The sequence below is a fragment of the Streptomyces sp. NPDC002742 genome, from assembly GCF_042888885.1.
In the GTDB taxonomy this organism is placed as follows: Bacteria; Actinomycetota; Actinomycetes; order Streptomycetales; family Streptomycetaceae; genus Streptomyces.
This window is the reverse complement of record NZ_JBIAQF010000001.1, coordinates 156,410-177,959: the sequence shown is the minus strand read 5'-3', so window position 1 is coordinate 177,959 and position 21,550 is coordinate 156,410. Positions and strand designations below refer to the sequence as shown.

Genomic DNA, 21,550 nt, shown 5'->3' with positions numbered 1-21,550 from the left:
GCGGGAGCGGCAAGGGTTCGGGTGAACCGATGCCGCGCAGCATGTGAAGAAGTGGCCGCAGAGGCGTGTGGGCGCCTGCACGGTTCACCGCCCGTGGGGCACAAGTTCCCAGGTGAGAGCCCTGGTTGATTGGAAGCGCGCCCCGCGCCCGTGCTTTGATCCGTGGCACCGCGGAGGTCGCGGCACAGCTCCCGGGAACGGGAGCCGCACCCCTGCGGTGGCGGCCGTCGTCTGTCCCCCGGAGGGGGCCGCTCTCCCCCTTGTGAATATCCATATGAAGGGAAGTTCCACCATGAACTCCACCCCCCGTGTCGAGACCGCCGAGATCTCGGACGCCGACCTCGACAACGTCTCCGGCGGCCTCGCGCTGAACGCCGTCGGCACCGTCACCGGCCTGGTGGACGGCGTTGCCCCGGTCTCCGGCGTCCTGGGCACGGCCGTCGGCACCGTCGAGGGTGTGACCGGCCTGAACACCGCCTCGGTCACCGGCCTGGTCGCCGGTCTCTGATCGCGTTTCACGCCGCCGAGTCCCGGAGCCGCCCCACCGGTTCCGGGACTCTCGGGTGCCGTAGACCTCTCGAACAGGTGAGGGAAGTCCCGTGCAGTTCCGCCAACAGGCCCTCGCCAAGCTGCGGTCGCCCGAAGAGCTCGACCTTCCGGTGCGCTTCGCCCGCCCGCAGGGCTGGCTCGTCCTGTCCGTCACGATCGTCGCCATGGCCGCCGCGTCCGTGTGGGCCGTGACCGGCACCGTCACCTCCACCGTCGACGCGCCCGCCGTCCTGACGCACGCGGAGGGCAGTTACATCCTGCAGAGCCCCGTCGCCGGGCAGGTCACCGCGGTCCTCGCGAGGGAGGGCGAACAACTCGCCGCGAACGCTCCCGTGCTCAGGGTCTGTACGGCGCGAGGGGAGACGGCCGTCGTCCGAACGGTCGCCGCGGGCCGTGTCACCACGCTCGCCGCCGCCATCGGCGCGATCGTCCCGACCGGCGCGAACGTGGCCGCGGTGGAGAAGGTCGCCCACGCCCACGACCCGCTGTACGCGACGGTGTACGTCTCCGCCGGGAGCGCCGCCGCGATTCCCGCCGACGCGGCCGTCGACCTCACCGTCCAGTCGGTGCCGACCCAGCGGTACGGAGTGCTGCGCGGCCATGTGAGGACGGTGGGCCGGAGCGTGCGGACCCGGCAGCAGATCGCCGCCTATCTGGGCGACGACCAGCTGGGCGAGCAGTTCACCGCGAAGGGCAGACCGGTGGCCGTCCTGGTCCGGCTCGACCGTTCCTCCGCCACCGGGAGCGGCCTGAAGTGGTCGTCCGCCGACGGGCCGCCGTACGCCCTCACCTCCATGACCCTCGCCACGGCTTCGATCCGGCTGGCCGGTCAACGCCCCGTCGATTGGCTCCTGCCGTGACCACCGCACCCGACACCCGCGGCAGACGGCGCGCCGCCCCGCCCCGGCGCAGCGTGCCCCGGAGCCGGGTCAAGAGCGTCCGCACGCCCACCGTTCTGCAGATGGAGGCCGTGGAGTGCGGCGCGGCTTCCCTCGCCATGGTGCTCGGCCACTACGGCCGGCACATCCCGCTCGAAGAGCTGCGCATCGCGTGCGGGGTCTCACGGGACGGTTCCCGCGCGAGCAACCTGCTGAAGGCTGCGCGCAGTTACGGCCTGACCGCCAAGGGCATGCAGATGGACACGGCCGCGCTCGCCGAGGTGCGGGCGCCCGCGATCCTGTTCTGGGAGTTCAACCACTACGTCGTGTACGACGGCACGGGGCGCCGCTTCGGACGCCGGGGCGTGCACATCAACGACCCCGGCAAGGGCCGCCGTTTCGTGCCGATGGAGGACTTCGACACCGGCTTCACCGGAGTCGTCCTGGTCATGGAACCGGGCCCCGGGTTCCGCAGGGGCGGCCGCAGGCCGGGGGTGCTCGGCGCCATACCGGCCCGGCTGCGCGGCACTTCGGGCACGATGCCCACCGCGGTGCTGGCGAGTCTGTTGCTGGTGGCGGTCGGCGCGGCGGTGCCCGCGCTCAGCCGGACGTTCATCGACCAGTATCTGATCGGTGGTCAGAGCTCGCTGCTCGGGGTGCTGTTCGCGTCGATGGGCGCCTCCGTGCTGCTGACGGTACTGCTGACCTGGTTGCAGCAGGCGAATCTGCTGCGCGGCCGCGTCATCTCCTCCACGCTCTCCAGCGCCCGGTTCCTGCGCCATCTGCTGAGGCTGCCGGTCACCTTCTTCTCCCAGCGCAGTCCGGCCGACCTGGTGCAGCGGCTCCAGTCGAACGACGCGGTCGCCGAGACACTGGCCCGAGACGTCGCCGCCGCGGGCGTCGACGCGGTCGTCGTCGTCCTGTACGCCGTACTGCTCTACACGTACGACCCCCAGCTGACGGCCGTCGGCATAGGTGTCGCGCTGCTCAACGTGGTGGCGATGCGGGTGGTGATCCGGCTGCGCGCGACCCGCACCGCCAAGCTCCGGGCCGACACCGCCCGGCTGACCAACACCGCTTACACCGGGCTCCAGTTGATCGAGACGTTGAAGGCCACCGGTGGGGAGGACGGCTACTTCCGCAAGTGGGCCGGACAGCACGCCACCACCTTGGAGGAGCAGCAGCGCCTCGGTGTGCCGAGCGCGTGGCTGGGGGTGGTCGCTCCGACGCTCGCGGCGCTCAACAGCGCGCTGATCCTGTGGATCGGCGGCCTGCGGGCGGTCGAGGGACATGTCTCGGTGGGACTGCTGGTCGCCTTCCAGGCGCTGGTCACCCGGTTCACCGCGCCGATCACGCGGCTCAACGGCGTCGCGGGCCGTATCCAGGACTTCGCCGCTGACGTGGCCCGCCTCAAGGACGTGGAGAACTTCCGGGCCGACCCGCTCTACGCCCGCTCGGGCACCGGCGAGTCGACCAGGCGTCTGCGTGGTCATGTGGAGCTGGAGAACATCACGTTCGGCTACAGCCCGCTCGACAAGCCGCTGCTGACCGGGTTCTCGCTCACGGTCGGCCCGGGTCAGCAGGTCGCGCTGGTCGGCGGGTCGGGCAGCGGCAAGTCGACGGTGTCCCGGCTGATTTCGGGCCTGTACGCGCCGTGGGAGGGCACGATCCGTATCGACGGCCGGCTGCTGGAGGACATCCCGCGCGGCGCGCTCGCGGCCTCCGTGTCCTTCGTCGACCAGGACGTGTTCCTCTTCGAGGGCACCGTCCGCGACAACGTGGCCCTGTGGGATCCCTCGATCCCGGACGACGCGGTGGCCGCCGCCCTTGTGGACGCGGCGCTGTACGAGGTCGTGACACGCCGCCCCGGCGGGATCCACGGCCGGGTCGAGCAGGACGGGCGGAACTTCTCCGGCGGGCAGCGGCAACGCCTGGAGATCGCGCGGGCGTTGGTGCGCAGGCCCAGCATCCTGGTGCTCGACGAGGTGACCAGCGCCCTGGACGCGGAGACGGAGCAGACCGTCATGGACAACCTGCGCCGGCGCGGCTGCGCCTGTGTGGTGATCGCCCACCGGCTCAGCACCGTGCGGGACAGCGACGAGATCGTCGTACTCGACCACGGCACGATCGTGGAACGAGGGCGGCACGAGGCACTGGTGGTGGCCGGCGGTCCGTACGCCGCTCTGGTCAGGGAGCGTTGAGATGACCACGGTTCACGAGGGTGTCCACGAGGGCGACATGGTGCTCGGCGCGCTCGGCGGCCTGGGCACGCCGGTCGGCTGCGGGGGGCTGAGCCGCCTCGATCTGGAAGGTCCGCAGGTCCTGTGGCTGGTGGTCGCGGGCGCCATGGACCTGTTCGCGGTCGACGCCGCGCAGCAGGGGCACTGGCATCACCTCGGCCGGCTCGAAGCGGGCACTCTGCTGCTCGGCCCGGTGACGGGTCCTCAGCACACACTGGTGGGGCGGCCGTTGCGGGACTGCGCGATACGCCGGATCGGGTTGCGGGAGCTGTATCAGCAGGCCGACACCGCGACCTGGTCGTACGACGCCTACGGCAACCCGCAGCACGTGCCACCGACGGAGAGCCCGCTGGAGTACGCCCTCGCGCTCGGCGTCGGACGCGGTCTGTCCATCCTCTTCCAGGCGCCGATGGCCACCGAGTTCGCGGCGGCGCCCACCGACGAAGACGTGTTCTGGATGCGGGTCCCGCCGGGGAGTGTGCGGTACGGCTCGCTGTACGGGGCCGAGGCGGCCGCCGATCTGCTGATGGACTCCGGGGTCTGGCAGGGGATGGTCGACCAGCAGTACCGGCTGCTGTCCACGCTCGACCGCTGGATCGAGGAGCTGGAGGCCGGTCACGAGGACCGTACGGCGGCGGGCATCGAGGCCGGTGAGGCCGTGCGCGCCCGGGCCGACCGCACGCTGCTCGCCTCGATCGGCAGGCCGTCGGCGAAGCGCCCGACCGCGGCCGGGACGGACGCCACGTACGCGGCCTGCGAGCTGGTCGCCCGGGCGGCCGGGATCACCCTCGCCGAGCAGGCGCGCAGCGGCACGGAGAGCGACCGGCTGGACCCCGTCGAGCGGATAGCTCTGGCCTCGCGGGTGCGTACCCGTGCCGTACGGCTCGACGGGCGCTGGTGGCGCGACGACATCGGCCCGCTGGTCGGCCACCGGGCGGTTTCCGGCGCGCCGGTCGCGCTGCTGTGGCGGCGCGGCGGATACGTGGCCGTCCAGCCGTCGTCCGGGCGGGAGACGCCGGTCGAGAAGGCCAACGCGGCGGAGTTCGAGCCGCGGGCGGTGATGTTCTACCGCCCGCTGCCCGAGCGGAGGCTGAGTCCGCTGCGGCTGCTGCGGTTCTGTCTCACGGGCACCGGCGGCGATCTGCGGAACCTCGCGATCAGTTCTCTGGTGACCGTGGCGATCGGGGCGCTGGTGCCGATCGCGACCGGCAGAGTGCTCGGCGAGTACGTGCCGAAGGCCGAGCACGGCCTGATCGTGCAGGTCTGTCTCGCGCTCATGGTCACCAGTGTCGTGTCGGCGGCCTTCACGCTGATGCAGAACCTCACGCTGCTGCGGATGGAGGGCCGGATCGAGGCGAGTCTCCAACCAGCCGTGTGGGACCGGCTGTTGCGGCTGCCGACGGCGTTCTTCGCGTCCCGCTCGACCGGTGAGCTCGCCAGTGCCGCGATGGGCGTCAGCGCGATCCGCCGGCTGCTCGCGGGGGTGGGCCCGACACTCGCGCAGGCGGGCACGGTCGGCGCGATGAACCTGGGTCTGCTGCTCTGGTACAGCGTGCCCATGGCGCTGGCCGCGATCGGCATGCTCGTGGTGATCGCGGCCGTGTTCCTCGGTCTCGGACTGTGGCAGGTGCGCGGGCAGCGCCGTCTGGTGGTGCTGGGCAACAAGCTCAACAACCAGGCCTTCCAGACCCTTCGCGGTCTGCCCAAGCTGCGGGTCGCGGCGGCCGAGAACTACGCGTACGCGGCCTGGGCGGGCGAGTTCGCCCGCAGCCGTGAACTCCAGCAGCGGGTCGGCCGCGTCAAGAACCTGACGACGGTGATGGGCGCGGTGTATCTGCCGCTGTGCTCCCTGCTGATGTTCATGCTGCTGGCCGGCCCGGCGCACGGCTCGCTGTCGGCCGCGGACTTCCTCACCTTCAACACGTCGATGACGATGCTGCTGACCGCGGTCACCCAGATCACCGGCGCGTTCGTCTCCGCGGCGGCGGCGCTGCCGATGTTCGAGGAGATCAGGCCGGTGCTCGACGCGACGCCCGAGGTGCGAGGCGCGAGCACCCGGCCCGGTGTGCTGTCCGGCGGGATCGAGGCGCGGCGGCTGTCGTTCCGGTACGCCGACGACGGTCCGCTCGTCCTCGACGACGTGTCGTTCACGATCGGTCCGGGCGAGTTCGTGGCGATCGTCGGACCGAGCGGCTGCGGCAAGTCCACCCTGCTGCGGCTGCTGATCGGCTTCGACAGGCCGGTGTCGGGCAGCGTGCTCTACGACGGCCAGGACCTCGGAGCCCTCGACCAGTCCGCCGTACGCCGTCAGTGCGGTGTGGTGCTCCAGCACGCTCAGCCGTTCACCGGGTCGGTCCTCGACTGCATCTGCGGCACCGAGCCGTACACGCCGGAGGAGGCGATGGAGGCGGCCGAGATGGCGGGCCTCGCCGAGGACATCAGGCGGATGCCGATGGGCCTGCACACCCTCGTCGCGGGCAGCGGCGCGGTCTCGGGCGGCCAGCGCCAGCGTCTGATGATCGCCCAGGCGTTGATACGTCGGCCACGCATCCTCTTCTTCGACGAGGCGACCAGCGCGCTCGACAACGCGACGCAGCGCACGGTGATCGAGAGCACCAAGGCGCTCAACGCCACCCGGCTGGTGATCGCCCACCGGCTGTCGACCGTGCTGGACGCGGACCGTGTCATCGTGATGGAGAACGGCCGGGTCGCCCAGCAGGGTCCGCCCGCGGAGCTGTTGGCGGACACGGGCGGGCGGCTGCACGAGCTGGTGCGACGGCAGCTGGCCTGAGCGGCCGGTCCGTCCCCGCGACCGGGGTGAGCGGTCAGTCCGTCCCCGGGACCGGCGCGCCGGAGGGGACACCCGCCTCGACGTAGGCTTCGTAGATCTCCTTCCAGACGGCGATCCCGCCGGCGTGCGGGCCCTCGGACCGTTCGCCGCGGGCCGTCGCGTCGAGAGCGGTGAGGCACACCTCCCAGCCCGCGCCGTTGCGGGCGGCCGTGTTCGGTTCGGCGAGCACGTCGGTGAGCGTGAAGCGGGTGCGCCCGTCGTCGAGGGCTTCGAGGTCGAAGCGCAGTTCGTCGCCGCCCCACTCGAAGGAGAGATGGCAGGGCGGGTCGACGGCGAGGACGCGGCCCGTCGACTCCGGCATGTTCGGATCGCCGCTGAACGTGATCGTGCCGCCCGGCCGCAGCTCCATCTCGGCGCGCGAGGGGAACCACGCGGCCAGCTCGCCGGGGTCGGTCACGAACCGCCAGACGCGGTCGACGGGGTGGTCGTAGGTGCGGCTGAAGCGGACGGCGGGGCGGCCGTCGTCCAGGGTGAGGTACGTCCCGGTGCGGGCGGTGGCTTCGGCGGACATGGCTCAGTCCTTCGGTGAGGGTGCTTCCGATGAAGGTGCGTCCAGTGGGGGTGCTTCGCCGTTCGGCTGCCTTCGATCGTGCGGGAACGGCTCTTCGGGGTGGTCCGACGGCTCGCCCGCCACTCGGTCCGGATCCCCGTCCAGGCGGCGGCCGAGGGCGTCCAGGCTCGCGTTCCACAGCGTGCGGTACGGGGTGAGCCAGGCGTCGAGTGCGGCGATCGGGGCCGGGTCGAGGGCGTAGACCCGGCGTTGCGCTTCCTGTCGTACCCGGACGAGCCCGGCGTCGCGCAGCACCCGCAGATGCTTCGAGGTGCCCGGCTGGCTGAGCCCGCACGCCTCGACGATCTCACCGACGGCCCTGGGGCGCTCCAGGAGCAGCGCCACGATGGCCCGCCGGTGGGGATCGGCGAGGGCGGCCCAGAGGGAGGCGTCGTCGGACATGGACCCTAATATGCCTCAGAAGTTATATGACCGTCAAGGAATACATGGGACGGACGTCACACACCGGCCATCGAGCGAAACTTTGCCGTTTCGCTCGACGGGGATTAGGGTCGGAGCGTCGATGTGTACGAAACCGTTTCGTTTACGTACACGTAACGAGCAACGCCCCTGGAGGGCTTCTCCCATGTCCCAGACCCTGACCCAAGGCACCGGCGCGGGTGCCGCGGACCCGGCGCCCGCACCCGCGTCGAAGCGGCGATGGTGGATCCTCTCGATCATCGGCATCGCCCAGCTGATGGTGGTCCTCGACGCCACCATCGTGAACATCGCCCTGCCCTCCGCCCAGGCCGACCTCGGTTTCTCCGACGGCAACCGGCAGTGGATCGTCACCGCCTACTCCCTCGCCTTCGCCTCCCTGCTGCTGCTCGGCGGGCGCATCGCGGACCTCTTCGGACGCAAGCCCGCCTTCCTCGTCGGTGTCGCCGGATTCGCCGGCGCCTCCGTCCTGGGCGGCGCCTCGACGAGCTTCGGAATGCTGGTCACCGCCCGGGCGCTGCAGGGTGTGTTCGGTGCCCTCCTCGCGCCGGCCGCCCTCTCCCTGCTGAACACGACGTTCACCGACGCCAGGGAACGCGCCAAGGCGTTCAGCGTGTACGGCGCCATCGCCGGTGCCGGTGGCGCGGTGGGCCTGCTGCTCGGCGGTGTCCTGACCGACGCGTTGGACTGGCGCTGGACACTGTTCGTCAACCTCGTCTTCGCGGTCGTCGCCTTCGCCGGCGGCTGGGTCCTGCTGAGCGGTCACCGTGACGCGGCGAACTCCAAGCTCGACCTGCCGGGCACCCTGCTGGTCTCCACCGGTCTCTTCGCCGTGGTCTTCGGCTTCTCCAACGCCGAGACACACCACTGGAGTTCGCCCGCCACCTGGGGCTTCCTCGCCGTGGGCGGCGTCCTGCTGGCCGCGTTCACCTGGTGGCAGACGCGGGCGAAGCACCCACTGCTGCCGATGCGCGTCCTGCTCGACCGCGACCGGGCCGCCTCGTTCCTCGCGGTACTCATCACCGGCGCGGGCATGTTCGGGGTCTTCCTCTTCCTCACCTACTACCTTCAGCTCAACCTCGGCTTCAGCCCCACCAGAACGGGTGTGGCGTTCCTGCCGATGATGGCGGTCCTGATGGTCATGGCCCAGGTGTCCACCACGGTCCTGGTGCCCCGGATCGGACCGAAGGCGGTCATCCCCGCGGGCTTCGCGGTCGCAGCGCTCGGCATGGCGTGGCTGACCGGCATCGGCCTCGGCTCGTCCTTCTCGACCGACGTCCTGCCGCCGCTGCTGCTGATCGGCGCCGGCCTCGGCATGGTGATGCCGCCCGCCATGTCACTGGCCACCAGCGGGATCGCTCCCGAGGACGCGGGCGTCGCCTCCGCGACGGTCAACACCATGCAGCAGGTGGGCGGTTCGATCGGTACGGCCCTGCTGAGCACGCTCGCCGCGAGCGCCTCGACCAGCTACCTCGCGGGCAAGGACGCGACGGACAAGCTGGTCCAGGCCCAGTCCACGATCGAGAGCTACACCACCGCCTTCTGGTGGTCGGCCGGATTCTTCGCCGCCGGGGCGCTCATCGCACTCGTGCTCTACCGCCGCGGCAAGCCGGTCCAGGACCCGGACGCCGCACCGGTCGTCCACATGTGATCGATGTGATCGGGTCCTGACCGCTCACCGGTCAGGCCGAGGGGCCGCCGTCCACAGGGAGACGGCGGCCCCTCACCCGTCTCCGGTAGCGGGCCGTCGCGGCGACCCGGCGCGCCTCCAGGACCTGCTCGCCCCGCGGCCGGGCGGGCCGGTACACGACCAGCGCCCGGTGCTCCTTCTCCAGCCTCAACCCGGCCGCGCCGGGGTGGACTTCGCCGTCGTACGCGAGGGTGCCCGTGCCCAGGATCCCGTCCAGTTCCACCCAGGGAACCCGCTCCACGCCGTAGACCCGTGAGTGACGCAACGTCCCGAGGACGGTGGCGGCGACGACACGGGTACGGGACAGCCGGCGGTCGGCGTCGACCAGGCGTACATCGAGCAGCCCGTCGTCCAGACGTGGCCGGAAGGCGGGGGCGAGGCCTTCGGGGGCGTACCGGCCGTTGCCCGCGAGGAGCAGCCACAGGCGGCGGGGCCGTCCGTTGACGTTCAGCTCGACGGGGCGCGCGGTGCTCAGCACCCGCACCAGAGCGACGGCCGCCGCCGGGCCGCCTCCCCAGCGTTGCTCCAACTGGTCACGGATCCGGGCGAGTTCAGGATACGGACCGATGCTGAACGTGTTGAGGAACGGCATGTCCTGTCCCGTCACCGAGCGGGCGACGCCGATGTCCACCGACACCGCCGCGCCCCCGGTGACCGCGACGGAGGTGTCCTCGAAGTCCCAGGTGCCCACGTCCAGCGCGAAGTGGTTGTGAGTGCCGCAGGGGAACACCGCCAGCGCCAGACCCCGTTCGGCCGCCGCGCGGGCAGCGGCGTTGACACTCCCGTCACCGCCGCAGACACCGAGCGCGCCACCCGTCTCCGCGGCCCGGTCGGCCGCCGCGGCGAGCAGCTCCGCGAAGTCGTCACCGGGGCCGCGCTCGATCAGTTCGGCCTCGGGCAGCAGGGCGCGCAGCCGCCCGGCGGACGACGGACCCGCCGCTGACGCGCCGACACCTGCACCTGCACCGGCTCGGTCGTTGACGAAGATGACCAGCCCCTTGCCGAGTGGCAGCGCGGGCGCCCGCGCCGCGGGCCGCTCCCGCTCCGGTACGGCGGGGCGCGGCGGCCACCAGCGGCAGGTGAGGGCGGCAGCTCCCGCGCCGATGGCCACGCCGACGAGCACGTCTCCCGGGTAGTGGACCCCCACGTAGACGCGCGAGAAGGCGACGGCGGCGGCCACGGGCGCGACCAGGGCGCCGTAACGCGTGGACTCCAGGGCGACGCCGGTGGCGAAGGCCGCGGCGGAGGCCGAGTGTCCGGACGGGAAGGATGTGGTGTGCGGCTGCCTGGCCAGGTGCCGGATCGCGGGGACGCCTTCCAGCAGCGGGCGGGGGCGCCGGGCGCTCCACTTCACCAGCGTGTTGACGGTGAACGAGGCCAGCGCGAGCGCGCCGAGGCCGCGCAGCGCCGCCCGTCGCCCCGTGGGCCCGCCGGCCAGGCTCATCCCCGCTGCCGTGCCGAGCCACAACCGTCCGTGGTTGGCCGCGTGACTGAGCCGCCGCAGCGCCGGATCGGCTCCGGGCACCCGCGCCGCGGCCACCCGTGTGAACAGCCGCTGGTCCCATTCGAGGAGTACACCCATGCTCCACCGCTACGCCGCCTCGGCCGCGTCCGCATCCCGGGTGACACGCGACGGTGACGCGCGTGGGCCGTGCGGCGGAGAAACCGGACCGTCCCGCACGGACCGGTCACCGAGCGCGGCACCCCCCGGGGTGTGACGCCGGTGTCGCTGTCGTTCCGGCCCTGTACGCGGACATGCCGAGGGCCGGCCGACGGCCCCACTCCGTCCAGCCGACCCTCGGTGCGAAATCACATGGCGCCTCGTGACGGAGCCCGCACTCCCCAGCTACGGATCCCGGTCCATGTCCACGACGGCCACGCGATCCCGGTCTCTCAGAACGCGAAGACCGTCATCCCGTAGGAGTTCTTCACGCACTCGTTGGCGAAGGTGTGCTCGTACGAGACACGCTTGCCCTGCCAGACGCCGGCCACCGTGACGACCACGGGGTCGTACTGCCTGGTACAGAAGACGTCGTTTCTAGGCGTCAGTCCGTCGAAATCACCGTTGAGGCCCCGGAGTTCGGCACAGGCCTCGACCGCGGCCGGGTGGGTCCCGGAGGCCGTCGGGGCGCAGTTGAGGGTGACGGCGCGTTCAGGTGTGGTGACGGCCGCGCTCTGGCCGTGGCCCGTGGTGAGCACCAGGGCGGAGGGGGCGTAGAGCCCGGACGGGCCGAGGCCGGGGGCTGCGTGGGCGGACCCCACCAGGGGGCCGCAGACGGCGGTGGCCGTCAGGGTGAGAGTCGCTGCCCAACGCGCGGTGTTCGGCATTGTGTGCATCCTTCCGCTCGATCGAATGCGATACCGGCTCGGTCGGGTGCCGGTTCGGCGAGCGCGAGTCTGCCGAGTCCGCACAGGAAACACACATCGACCCCACGCGTTTCGGTAACTTTGAGTATTGAATCAGTGGCGTGAAGTTACAGAGTTCGAACGTCCGAGGCCCGGAACTGAGCGGTTGTTGATCGCAGTCGACGGCCACCTGGCCGGATTGACATGGCTCAGCAATAGGCCTGAAACATTCCGCTTCAACCGGCATGCCCCCTCGACTTCCGCTCTCGGCGGACTTCTCCGCGATCTCTTGCGCTTCGTCCATGACGGAGTAATCGTGATTACATGATTACAACGGAGCAACGCGAGAAGCTGCGCGGCTGGTTCGCCGGCCGCCTGCCCGACGATCTCTTCGAGAGCCTGGCGGAGGTGACCGTCGACCGTGAGGAGATCACCGTCGTCGGCCGCATCCCCGAGCCGAGGCTCGCCGATGGCGCCTCGGACGCCGAGAAGGAGGCGGCGCTCCAGGCCCGTATCCAGGAATTCCGGGAGCGCACCCGGGACGACCGCGTCGAGGTGGCCCGCGAGGCGGAGCACCGCTTCAGCAAGAAGGTCTCCTGGGGCGTGGAGTGCGGCACCGAGCGCGCCCTGTTCACGCATGTCGCCGCGCCGGTCATGACCCGGCTGCGCCAGCCCGAACGCGAGGTCCTCGACACGCTCATCGCGGCCGGGGTCGCCCGCAGCCGCAGCGACGCCCTGGCCTGGTGCGTCCGTCTCGTCCAGCGGCACACCGACGACTGGCTCGGCGAGCTGCGCGACTCCCTGGAGCATGTGCAGCGGGTCCGCTCACAGGGCCCCGACGCCGAACCGCAGGACGCTCCCGGCGACGAGGAGTGACCCGGCCGGCGGTGCCATGACCGCGCGCCTGCGGGAGACCGCGCCACACTGGCAGCAGGTGCCGACGGGACGAGGCGACGCGGAGGTCGGCGCCGCCGCGTCCCCGCCCGTCCACCGCGGACGGCGCCACGGCCCGCGGAGAACCGGAGCCGCTCGTGCCCGACATGGACGAGGACCAGGCGCGCCGCCGTTTCCTGGCGGCGCGGGTGGCGACCCTCGCGACCGTGGACACCGAGGGCCGGCCGCATCTGGTGCCGCTCGTGTTCGCGCGCTGCGGCGACGCGCTCGTCAGCGCCGTCGACCACAAGCCCAAGCGGTCACCGCGGCTGCGGCGGCTGCGCAACATCGCGGCCCACCCGGCCGTCTGCCTGCTGGTGGACGCCTACGACGAGGACTGGCAGCGGCTGTGGTGGGTGCGGGCGGACGGCGACGCGCAGGTCGTTCCGCCGCCCGGCGATCGGGAGCCCGGCGAGATCCCGTACATGTACGCCGCCGCGATCGACGCGCTCCGGGACAAGTACCCCCAGTACCGGAACCGGCCACCGGAGGGCCCGGTGACCGTGATCACCGTCCACCACTGGCGCGGCTGGCAGGCCACCACGGACCCTTGAGCGGCGCCCTGGTACCGAAGGGAGTTCGCCCCCTCCGCCCCCTCCGCCCCGTCTCGCCCCGTCCCGTCCCGTCCGTCCTGGGGCTCCGCCCCGGACCCCGCCCCCCATTCGCCGGAGGGGCTGAACTTTCCCCGTCCAGCGCCGGAAAGCGGCCGAAGCGGGGGTCCGGGGGACGGCAGCCCCCAGGGACGGGCAGGGCGCGAAAACAGCGCGGCCGGTGATCAGTCGCGGATCGTGCGGGCGATGTCCAGGGTGAGCCGGTGCCAGGGGTCGCGCGGGTCCCGGCCGGTCAGTTCGTGGACGCGGCGCAGGCGGTACCGCAGGGACTGCGGATGAAGGTGCAGGGCCCGCGCGGCGGCGTTCGCCGAGCCCGAGTCGATGTACGCCGTGAGCGCCTCCAGCAGATGCCGCTGAGCCGCGTCGGTGAGCGGCCCGAGCACCAGCCGGGCGATGTGGTCCGGCGCGGCGGCCGGGCGCCCGGCGAGCAGGGCGAGGACCTGCGCGTCGGCGTCCGTGAGAACGTGCCCGGTCCGATGGGCGTGGGCCGGCGCGGTGTCGAGGGCGTCGGCTGCGAGCCGGTGCGCGAGAGCGACCCGGTCCAGGCTCTCGCCGGTGATGACACACCCGCGCCAGGACCGTTCACCCAGGACCGCTCCCACGCGCGCTGCCGCCGCGAGCGGCAGCAGCAGAACGGCCCGGGACCCTCGTACCGTCGCCAGGGACGTCACCTCGCCCCCCGGCCCGGTCAGCTCGTCGAGCAGCCCGGTCGCCGTCTCGTGCGCGAGGTCGGGCCGGTCCGCGGCGAGCGGCTCGGCCGCCAGCAGACAGCAGGGGTCCGGAAGCTGGATGCCCAGCCGGGCGGAACGGTCGGTCAGCGCGCCCACCGAGGCGTGCCGCCCGGCGATCAGGTCGTCGAGCAGCAGCCGCAGCGCCCTGGTCCGGTCGGCTGCCAGGTCCTCGCTGGTGGCGGCGTACGCGGTGGCCATCTCCTCGGAGAGGGTGTCGAGGGTGACGAGCAGCATGCGGGCCAGCGCGAAGGCGTCGGTGGCGGCGAGCCGGGGCGCGCGGGCGGCGACCTCGTCCGTGAGGACGGTGCCCGCGACCCGGTAGGCGCGCAGCACCGCCTGCACCGGGCGCCCGTCCGCCGCACGGGCCGACGCGATGCCCCGGAAGCGCCGCAGATCGGCCGGCCCCAACGTGCTGTCGGTGGCCCACAGATGCAGCAGCCGCTCGACGCCCCAGGCCGCGATGGCCCGTACCTCGGGCAGCCGGCTGTCGTCGAGCGCCGCGTACACCGGGACCTGCTCGTGGACGGCGGCGACGATCGACTCCACGACGCGCGGGTCGGCGACCATTTCCTGCCGGACGCGTTCCCGGACCTCGGACGGCTTGTTTGTCACAGGGTGATGATTCCAGCCGCACGATGTGCGCACCACGGTGGACGGGACTTGTCACAGTCGCCAGGATCGACCTCGTACAGCGCGGTCTCAGGGACGAGAGGCGGGACGTACGGATGGCGAAGCACTGGGCCGACTTCCAGTACGAGATCTATCTGAACGGAATGACGGGAGCCGTACCGCGGCTGCCCACGGATCTGACGCGGCTTGAGGAGCTCACCGAGCAACGGCTCGGCCCGGGACCGGTCGGCTACGTGGCGGGAAGCGCGGGGAACGGCAGCACGGCGCGGGCCAACCGGGACGCCCTCGACCGGCGCCGGATCGTGCCGCGCATGCTCCGCGACGTCCACGAACGCGACCTGTCCGTCGAGGTGCTGGGGCGCCCGCTGCCCGCGCCCCTCGCGCTCGCCCCGATCGGCGTGCTGTCGATCATGCATCCGGACGCGGAGTGCGCCGCGGCGCGGGCCGCCGCAGCCCAGGGCGTCCCCTACATCCTTTCCTCCGCCTCCAGCACCCCCATGGAGCAGGTCGCCGAGGCCATGGGGGACGCCGAACGCTGGTTCCAGCTCTACTGGGCGAAGGACCGCGAGGTCACCCGCAGCTTCCTGGACCGGGCGAAGGCGGCCGGGTTCGCCGCGCTGATCGTCACGCTGGACACGCCGCTGCTGGCCTGGCGTCCGCGCGATCTCGACCAGGCCTACCTGCCGTTCCTGCACGGGGTGGGCACCGCCAACTACTTCTCGGATCCGGCGTTCCGGGCCGGTCTGGCCAAGCCGGTGCACGAGGACCCGAACGCGGCCGTGATGCACTTCGTGAACATGTTCGCGGACCCCGGCAAGACCTGGCCGGATCTGGCCTTCCTGCGGGAGAACTGGGACGGACCGATCGTCCTCAAGGGCGTGCTGCACCCGAACGACGCCCGGCGCGCCGCCGAGGCCGGGATGGACGGCGTGGTGGTCTCCAACCACGGCGGCCGGCAGGTGGCGGGGTCCGTCGCGGCCGCCGACGCGCTGCCCCGCGTGGTGGAGGCCGTGGGCGACCGGCTCACCGTGCTCTTCGACAGCGGTATCCGCACCGGCGACGACATCTTCAAGGCACTGGCGCTCGGAGCGCGGGCGGTGCTCGTCGGACGTCCGTACGCCTATGGGCTCGGCCTCGACGGGCAGGCGGGCGTCGAACACGTCGTCCGCTGTCTGCTCGCCGAGTTCGATCTCACCCTCGCGCTGTCCGGGCACGCCCGCCCGGACTCCCTCGGCCCCGACGACCTCATCGAGGAAACCGCATGACCGTCACGAAGAACGTGCTCGCCGTCGTCTCCGCGCATGTGGGCGGCCGTACGGCCGGAGCCGCGCTCGCCACGCTCTTTCCCGGGCAGGTCCGCGTCACCGTCGTGGAGGCGACGGACGAGGACCCCGCCGCGCTGCGCGAGGCCCATGTCGTCGTCACGGGCCTCGGCCCGGTGACCGCCGAGCACATCGCCGCCGCACCGGACCTGGAGCTGATCCAGTGCGCGAGCCACGGCTTCGACTACGTCGATCTGGACGCCGCGCGCGAGCGGGGCGTGCCCGTGTGCAACATCGGTTCCAGCGGCGCCGAGAAGCAGAACGTGGCCGAGCAGACCTTCGCCCTCATGCTCGCCCTGGCCAAGCAACTGGTGCCCGCCCACACCGCGTTGACCGAGGCCGACTGGGCGCTGCCCCGGCTCCAGCAGTCGATCACCGAGCTGTCCGGCAAGACGCTCGGCATCGTCGGACTCGGCCACATCGGCGAGGAGGTCGCCCGGCGCGCGGTCGCGTTCGACATGAGCGTCGTGTACGCCGGTCCCACGCGCGCGTCCGCCGAGACGGAGGCCCGGCTCGGCGCCCGCCACGTCGAACTCGACGAACTGCTGCGCGTATCGGACTACGTCAGCCTGCACGCGCCGCTCACCGAGGCGACCCGGCATCTGCTGGACGCCGAGCGGCTCGCGCTGCTCAAGCCGACGGCGTTCGTCGTCAACACCTCGCGGGGCGCCCTGATCGACCAGGACGCCCTCGCGGACGCGCTGCACACGGGCGCCCTCGCCGGAGCGGGCCTCGACGTCTTCGACCCCGAACCACCCACCCCGGCCCTGCGGTTGCTCAAGGCGCCGAACGTGGTGCTCTCACCGCACGTCGCCGGTGTCACCCGCGAGACCCTGGTACGGATCGCGCTGGCCGCCGTCCGGAACGCCGCGGACTTCGTGGCGGGCAAGCCGCCGCAGGACGTCGTCTCGTAGCCGCGCTCCCGTCGGTCCCGCGTCCGCGACGGGCGACGGGCCACGGCGGATCGAGGTCTCTCTAGGGGGCCTCGGTCCGCCAGCGCTGTATTTCGGAGTAGTCGCGGACCTTGACCACGATGTCGGCGCCGGGGTGGGCGGACGCGGGTGCGACGGCCAGCCCGTCGCGCCCGCGGGACAGCAACTCGCCCTCCGCGGTGAGGTCGTAGCGCATGTCCTCGCGCTGCTTCGCGTCGTCGTCGGCGCAGCGGTCGAGCAGGAGGACACCGTCGTCGGCACGCGCGTCGAGGCAGAGTCCGGGACCGGCGACGCTGCGCAGCAGTCCGTCCCGCTCGTACACCCACTGCTGGGACCAGGCGGACGAGCACCCTTCCAGCGTGACCTCGGCGCCCTCCACGGCCTTGGAGTCCCGGACGTCGAGGCACAGGTCCGCGTCCACGTTGCGCAGCCGGGCCCGGTCCCCCTTGACGAAGACTCCGGCCGCGGTGGACGGGGTGGGCCTCACGGGCGGGACCTGAGAACCCTGGGTGGGTGACAGTGTCCGGCTGCTGCTCGCGCCGATGGCGGCGGTGGGGTCGCTGCCGCCCTCCTCGTTCGGCCACAGACTGACCGCGAGGACGGTCGCCAGCAGGGCGGCCGACAGACCTGCCCCGGTGACCAGCGCCTGCTGCGGTACTTCCGGCGGCCTGACGGCGCGGCGCCCCGTCGGGGCGAACGGGGACACCCGACGACGGCGGCCGCTCGCCCCGCGGCGCCCACCGCCCGCCGGGGTCCCACCACCCTCCGAACGCGCCTCGTCCCCGAAACGCTCGCCCACCGCCGGACCCCCACCATCCGCCGGAGTCCCACCACCCTCCGAACGCACCTCGTCCGCGAGGCGGCCGCCTTTTCCGGCTCGCTCACGACGTCCCAGGCGTCCGTCGTCCACGGGACGTCCGGCGCCCTTACCGGGGCGCCCACCGCCTCGCAGTCGTCGGCCGCCGAACGGGGACACGCTCCGGTGCCGTAGCACTTGGCGCCGGCGGCTCCGGCGGGACTCGAAGTAGCGACGGGCGCCCCAGCCGAGCACGGACTCGGCGATCAGGACCCCCAACCCTCCCTCGAAATGGCCGAGTTGCTCCGCCGCGTAGCGGCAGTAGGAGCACTCCGCCAGATGCTGCTGGACATCCGGCAGCAAGGCTCCGCCGCGCCGGATCGGCACGTCGAGGAGCCGGTTGTGGAAACCGCATTCCCTGGTCGGGGCGAGTTCCAGATGGGCGCGCAGGCACGCCTGGCGAAATTGCTCGCGGGCCTGGTCCCAGGCGGCGAACGCGGTGGGGGCGTCCATGCCCAAAAGACCGGCCGGCACGGACAGCGACTCGTCCTCCACCTCGGTGTGCCACAACAGACATCGGGCGGCGCCCGGAAGAGCGAGGAAAGCGCGTTCGGCGAGCTTGCGGTTTTCGGCCGTCATGGACTTCGCCAGGCGCATACCGCGGCCCCCCGCGGGTTTCCTCAGAGCCGGCAGCGCTTCTGATATCCGGTCGTCCGCCGCCCAGTTCCGGACCGTGTCCCGTACCGTCACGAGGAGTCGGGGCCGCAGCGCGAGAGCCTGCTCGCCCTCGGCGAGACGGTCGAGCACGTGCTGGAAGGATGTCTCGGTGACCATGGAGGCGACCTGCGACGAAGTGGCGAGGCAGATCACCGCGTAGTCGTACGCCGACCGCCAGTGCCGGGCTGTCAGCAGAGCGACGGGACGGGTGGCGTCAGCCTCCGCCCCGCCTCTCAGCACAGCGGCGAGACCCTCGTCGGATTCGCCGAAATATCCGCCGGGCGGATGGGCGGGAAGCGGTGGGTGGGGGGTGCGCACGGGAGCGGGTTCCTTCCGAGGTGCAAGGTGGCACAGAGAAGTGCTTGCCCGTCGAAAAGGAGTCCCGATTGGCGTAGACCTTTTTGACGGAACGCCGGGAAAACGGCCGGGGACGAAGGCCGTGCGGCGACCGTCGGCCAGGAGCCCCTTGAGCTCGTCGACAGCCGGGAATGGCGAACAGCGATTCAGACCCGGCCCTTGACCAAGCGCGGGAGGCTCACCCTCGCACAACACACTCGTTACCAACAAGATGAACGAGCGAGATCGACCTTATTGAAAGAATGTCAAAAGGAGTTCGGCAACTCGCCCAGGCCGTACCGGCATTCGATATTCTATGCGCCCCGTGTGAGCCGCGCGCACACGGCGGGCTCTCTCGCGCGCTCCCGGCGCACAGGGCTCCGTAGTCGGATGGGACCGGCCCTTCTCGAAGGCCCCGCGCGGGACGGCGGCTCTCCCGTGCGAAACCGGCCGCCGACCCCGTTCCTCCCGCCCTCGGTCGGCGGCCCCGAGAAGGCCCGGGTTCCCCGTGGGGTGCACCCGAGCCCCGTACAGGAGCCGAGCCCGCGAGCACCGCACGGTCGCAGGCACCACGCACGGTCCGGGGCACCCCACACGGTCCCGGCGCCCCGGGCGGTACCGGGCACCCCCACGTGGCCTCGGCGCGGAGCCCGCCCCGGATCCACCCGCGCCGCCGGGTCAGCTCCCCCACCCACCGCGCCTGCGGTAGCCCGGCTCCCAGAACAGCCGGTTGAGGACGCGGACCGGCGGGGGCAGCGCGCCGAGGAAGACGGCTCGGTCGGCCGGCGGGACGCCGTCCACGATCCACGGCACGAACACGGCGGCCCCGCGCAGGCCCTGCGTCCTGCGGATGGCTCCGGTGAAGGCGCCCCAGTCCGCGGCGGTGAGCACCTCCTGGATGAGCGGCAGGGCCTCTGCCTCCTCGTGCGCGAGGTGGCCGTCGAGCGTGGTGGCCAGGGTGTGCACCAATACGGGGAGTTCGGCGGATCCGTCCCGCAACGCCTTTTCCACGGCGTCGAGTTGTGGGTCGAGTCTGGCGTGTTCGGCCTCCATCTCCGCGAGCAGTGCGAGATCCCGGGGGCGGTCCGCGACCCTGCGCGACACGCGCGGCCACAGGTCGCTGTCCTCGGCGGTGTGATGGATGTGCAGCTGGTGCGTGAAGGCGGCCCAGCCGGCGCGGACCGGGGGCGTGAAGGCGGTGCCGTCCGCGGCCGCCTTGCCGAGGCGGTCCAGGTCGCGCCGGAAGGCGTCGTGGGCGGCGTACATGATCGTGAGGTCGATGCTCATGAGGTCGCTTCCTCCAGTTCGGGCTCGTACACGGGCAGGGCATGCGGGTTGGCGGACGGGCCGTGGTGGCGGCGTACGGCGAGACAGGCGAGCGCGCCGGTCACCAGGACTCCGGCGGACACCAGGACGGCGGGGCCCATCGCGTCGACGAAACCGTGGCCGAACACCTGGCCGCCGAGCTCCCGCATGCGGTCGGCGATGTCGTGCGGCACACCGGCCGGGGTGCCGGTCGTCTGCCGGGCGGACACGTCGGACCCGGCCCGGGAGAAGGAGGCGACGAAGCCGTCGCGGTAGCCGGCGGGAAGCTGTCCGGCGCGCTGCCGCGCCTGGTCGGTGAGCGTGTGCGCGAGCTGCGCCTGGAGCACGGCCCCGACGACGGCGCCCGCGAGGACCGAACCGACCTGCCGCAGCGCGTTGTTCACGCCCGAGGCCGCGCCGGAGAGCCGGGCCGGGACGTTGCGCATGACCTCGGTGGCCATCGGCGCGAAGGTGCATCCCGCGCCCAGTCCGGCCAGGAAGAGCGGGAAGGCGACCGCCGTCCAGCTCGAACCGACCTCCGCCGCGGCCACGATCCAGACCAGGGCGGCGGACCAGGCGAGCAACCCGGTCATCAGGATGTACTTGCCGCCGATCCTGTCCGCGAGGACGCCCGCGGGTCCGGCCATCACGAACGAGCCGAGGGCGAGGGGCAGCATGACGAGACCGGACTTGAGCGCGCTGAAGCCGAGGACGGACTGGAGGTAGATCGTCAGCGGCAGGAACATCCCGATGACACCGAAGGACACCGTGACACCCACGAAGTTGATGAGGGTGAAGTCGCGGTCCTTGAAGAGCGAGAACGGGACGAGCGGATCGCCGCCCTGCAGGCCGCGCTCATGGACGAGGAACCCGGCCAAGAGAGCCGCGGCCGCGCCGAACAGCGACCAGATCCAGCCGTTCCAGTCGTAGCGCTGCCCCTCGGTGAGGCCGAAGGCCAGACAGAACAGGGCGCCGGAGGCGAGCAGCACGCCGAAGGTGTCGAAACGGTGCCGTACCGGGCGTCGCGAGCCCGGGATGATCGCCATGGCGAGCACCAGCACCAGGACGCCGAGCGGCAGATTGACGTAGAAGATCCAGCGCCAGTCGAGATGGGTGATCAGCGCGCCGCCGACGATCGGCCCGAGGGCGCCGGAGATCCCGGCGACGGCACCCCAGACACCCATCGCCGCTCCCCGCCGGTCGGCCGGGAACACCTCGGCGATGATCGACAGGGTCTGCGGCATGAGCAGCGCGGCGCCGAGGCCCTGGACCGCGCGGAAGGCGATCAGCTGCGCCGGGTTCTGCGCGAGGCCGCAGGCCAGGCTCGCGAGGGTGAAGAGGGCGACGCCGGCGACGAACAGGTTCCGTTTGCCGCGCAGGTCCCCGAGGCGTCCCGCGGTGATCAGCAGGACGGCGAGGGCGAGGGTGTAGGCGTTGACGACCCACAGGATCTCGTCGAGGGAGGCGTCGAGGTCCTGGCCCATGTCGGGGATCGCGATGTTGACGATCGTCAGGTCCAGGAGCGTCATGAAGAACCCGAGCGAGAGCGTGACGAGGATCGCCCAGGGGTGGCCGTGCCATTTCTTGAACACGATGCGTGTCTCCTTGTGCCGGGGCATCGGAGTGCCGCGAAGGCGGACTCGCGATCAAGAGGGCGGCCGGCGCGGCCGGTGTGACGCACGGAACCCTGCATGA

The 21,550-nt window shown here is 72.0% G+C and carries 17 protein-coding genes; 9 read left to right on the top strand and 8 right to left on the bottom strand.

The window, feature by feature from the left end; all coding sequences use genetic code 11:
- Positions 1-292 precede the first annotated feature (292 nt).
- The 4 genes from ACFYW8_RS00765 (at position 293) to ACFYW8_RS00750 (ending at position 6,458) form a co-directional block, all read left to right on the top strand.
- A complete protein-coding gene (locus ACFYW8_RS00765; protein WP_389065216.1) occupies positions 293-508 on the top strand; it encodes a type A2 lantipeptide in 216 nt (71 codons plus the stop codon).
- A gap of 91 nt (positions 509-599) precedes the next feature.
- Positions 600-1,409: an HlyD family efflux transporter periplasmic adaptor subunit gene (locus ACFYW8_RS00760; RefSeq protein WP_389065211.1), complete on the top strand. Its 810-nt coding sequence runs from the start codon at positions 600-602 to the stop codon at positions 1,407-1,409.
- Entirely contained in the window at positions 1,406-3,628 is a 2,223-nt protein-coding gene (locus tag ACFYW8_RS00755) for an NHLP family bacteriocin export ABC transporter peptidase/permease/ATPase subunit (protein WP_389065207.1), read from the top strand. The genes ACFYW8_RS00760 and ACFYW8_RS00755 overlap by 4 nt, the downstream gene beginning before the upstream one ends.
- A gap of 1 nt (position 3,629) precedes the next feature.
- On the top strand, positions 3,630-6,458 hold the full coding sequence (locus ACFYW8_RS00750; protein WP_389065203.1) for an NHLP bacteriocin export ABC transporter permease/ATPase subunit: 2,829 nt from the start codon (positions 3,630-3,632) through the stop codon (positions 6,456-6,458).
- A 34-nt stretch (positions 6,459-6,492) separates the two neighbouring features.
- On the opposite strand, the gene ACFYW8_RS00745 is transcribed toward ACFYW8_RS00750, so the two are convergent.
- Positions 6,493-7,029, bottom strand: a complete 537-nt coding sequence (locus tag ACFYW8_RS00745) for an SRPBCC family protein (RefSeq protein ID WP_365872083.1) — start codon at positions 7,027-7,029, stop codon at positions 6,493-6,495.
- 3 nt (positions 7,030-7,032) lie between these two features.
- Positions 7,033-7,470 (bottom strand): ArsR/SmtB family transcription factor, encoded by a 438-nt coding sequence (locus ACFYW8_RS00740; protein ID WP_389065198.1) that lies wholly within the window; start codon positions 7,468-7,470, stop codon positions 7,033-7,035.
- Between the two features lie 184 nt (positions 7,471-7,654).
- On the opposite strand from ACFYW8_RS00740, the gene ACFYW8_RS00735 reads away from it, so the two are divergent.
- Positions 7,655-9,157 carry an MFS transporter gene (locus ACFYW8_RS00735; RefSeq protein WP_389065194.1) on the top strand — a complete coding sequence of 501 codons (1,503 nt, stop codon included), beginning with the start codon at positions 7,655-7,657 and terminating at the stop codon, positions 9,155-9,157.
- Between the two features lie 31 nt (positions 9,158-9,188).
- Here the strand turns inward: ACFYW8_RS00735 and ACFYW8_RS00730 are convergent, their stop codons facing one another.
- Complete coding sequence (locus tag ACFYW8_RS00730; RefSeq protein WP_389065190.1) at positions 9,189-10,778, bottom strand: bifunctional phosphatase PAP2/diacylglycerol kinase family protein; 1,590 nt, start codon at positions 10,776-10,778, stop codon at positions 9,189-9,191.
- A 311-nt stretch (positions 10,779-11,089) separates the two neighbouring features.
- A complete protein-coding gene (locus ACFYW8_RS00725; RefSeq protein ID WP_389065185.1) occupies positions 11,090-11,524 on the bottom strand; it encodes a protease inhibitor in 435 nt (144 codons plus the stop codon).
- Positions 11,525-11,866: 342 nt separating this feature from the next.
- On the opposite strand from ACFYW8_RS00725, the gene ACFYW8_RS00720 reads away from it, so the two are divergent.
- Positions 11,867-12,418 (top strand): hypothetical protein, encoded by a 552-nt coding sequence (locus tag ACFYW8_RS00720; RefSeq protein WP_389065181.1) that lies wholly within the window; start codon positions 11,867-11,869, stop codon positions 12,416-12,418.
- Between the two features lie 164 nt (positions 12,419-12,582).
- Positions 12,583-13,029, top strand: a complete 447-nt coding sequence (locus ACFYW8_RS00715; protein WP_389066554.1) for a TIGR03668 family PPOX class F420-dependent oxidoreductase — start codon at positions 12,583-12,585, stop codon at positions 13,027-13,029.
- 221 nt (positions 13,030-13,250) lie between these two features.
- On the opposite strand, the gene ACFYW8_RS00710 is transcribed toward ACFYW8_RS00715, so the two are convergent.
- Entirely contained in the window at positions 13,251-14,429 is a 1,179-nt protein-coding gene (locus ACFYW8_RS00710) for a PucR family transcriptional regulator (RefSeq protein WP_389065177.1), read from the bottom strand.
- Between the two features lie 113 nt (positions 14,430-14,542).
- On the opposite strand from ACFYW8_RS00710, the gene ACFYW8_RS00705 reads away from it, so the two are divergent.
- Together ACFYW8_RS00705 and ACFYW8_RS00700 are read left to right on the top strand one after the other, a co-directional pair.
- Complete coding sequence (locus ACFYW8_RS00705) at positions 14,543-15,712, top strand: lactate 2-monooxygenase (RefSeq protein WP_389065173.1); 1,170 nt, start codon at positions 14,543-14,545, stop codon at positions 15,710-15,712.
- A complete protein-coding gene (locus ACFYW8_RS00700; RefSeq protein WP_389065167.1) occupies positions 15,709-16,683 on the top strand; it encodes a 2-hydroxyacid dehydrogenase in 975 nt (324 codons plus the stop codon). The genes ACFYW8_RS00705 and ACFYW8_RS00700 overlap by 4 nt, the downstream gene beginning before the upstream one ends.
- Before the next feature lie 61 nt (positions 16,684-16,744).
- Here the strand turns inward: ACFYW8_RS00700 and ACFYW8_RS00695 are convergent, their stop codons facing one another.
- The 3 genes from ACFYW8_RS00695 to ACFYW8_RS00685 all read right to left on the bottom strand — a co-directional run bounded on the left by ACFYW8_RS00695 (position 16,745) and on the right by ACFYW8_RS00685 (position 21,447).
- Complete coding sequence (locus tag ACFYW8_RS00695; protein ID WP_389065163.1) at positions 16,745-18,532, bottom strand: RICIN domain-containing protein; 1,788 nt, start codon at positions 18,530-18,532, stop codon at positions 16,745-16,747.
- A 696-nt stretch (positions 18,533-19,228) separates the two neighbouring features.
- Positions 19,229-19,837 carry a hemerythrin domain-containing protein gene (locus tag ACFYW8_RS00690; protein WP_389065158.1) on the bottom strand — a complete coding sequence of 203 codons (609 nt, stop codon included), beginning with the start codon at positions 19,835-19,837 and terminating at the stop codon, positions 19,229-19,231.
- A complete protein-coding gene (locus ACFYW8_RS00685) occupies positions 19,834-21,447 on the bottom strand; it encodes an MFS transporter (RefSeq protein ID WP_389065154.1) in 1,614 nt (537 codons plus the stop codon). The genes ACFYW8_RS00690 and ACFYW8_RS00685 overlap by 4 nt, the downstream gene beginning before the upstream one ends.
- Positions 21,448-21,550 lie beyond the last annotated feature (103 nt).

Coding starts and splice junctions, on each gene's coding strand:
- ACFYW8_RS00765 (WP_389065216.1), top strand. CDS start 293: ATGAACTCCACCCCCCGTGTCGAGACCGCCGAGATCTCGGACGCCGAC.
- ACFYW8_RS00750 (WP_389065203.1), top strand. CDS start 3,630: ATGACCACGGTTCACGAGGGTGTCCACGAGGGCGACATGGTGCTCGGC.
- ACFYW8_RS00745 (WP_365872083.1), bottom strand. CDS start 7,029: ATGTCCGCCGAAGCCACCGCCCGCACCGGGACGTACCTCACCCTGGAC.
- ACFYW8_RS00740 (WP_389065198.1), bottom strand. CDS start 7,470: ATGTCCGACGACGCCTCCCTCTGGGCCGCCCTCGCCGATCCCCACCGG.
- ACFYW8_RS00735 (WP_389065194.1), top strand. CDS start 7,655: ATGTCCCAGACCCTGACCCAAGGCACCGGCGCGGGTGCCGCGGACCCG.
- ACFYW8_RS00730 (WP_389065190.1), bottom strand. CDS start 10,778: ATGGGTGTACTCCTCGAATGGGACCAGCGGCTGTTCACACGGGTGGCC.
- ACFYW8_RS00725 (WP_389065185.1), bottom strand. CDS start 11,524: ATGCCGAACACCGCGCGTTGGGCAGCGACTCTCACCCTGACGGCCACC.
- ACFYW8_RS00720 (WP_389065181.1), top strand. CDS start 11,867: ATGATTACAACGGAGCAACGCGAGAAGCTGCGCGGCTGGTTCGCCGGC.
- ACFYW8_RS00715 (WP_389066554.1), top strand. CDS start 12,583: ATGGACGAGGACCAGGCGCGCCGCCGTTTCCTGGCGGCGCGGGTGGCG.
- ACFYW8_RS00705 (WP_389065173.1), top strand. CDS start 14,543: ATGGCGAAGCACTGGGCCGACTTCCAGTACGAGATCTATCTGAACGGA.
- ACFYW8_RS00700 (WP_389065167.1), top strand. CDS start 15,709: ATGACCGTCACGAAGAACGTGCTCGCCGTCGTCTCCGCGCATGTGGGC.
- ACFYW8_RS00690 (WP_389065158.1), bottom strand. CDS start 19,837: ATGAGCATCGACCTCACGATCATGTACGCCGCCCACGACGCCTTCCGG.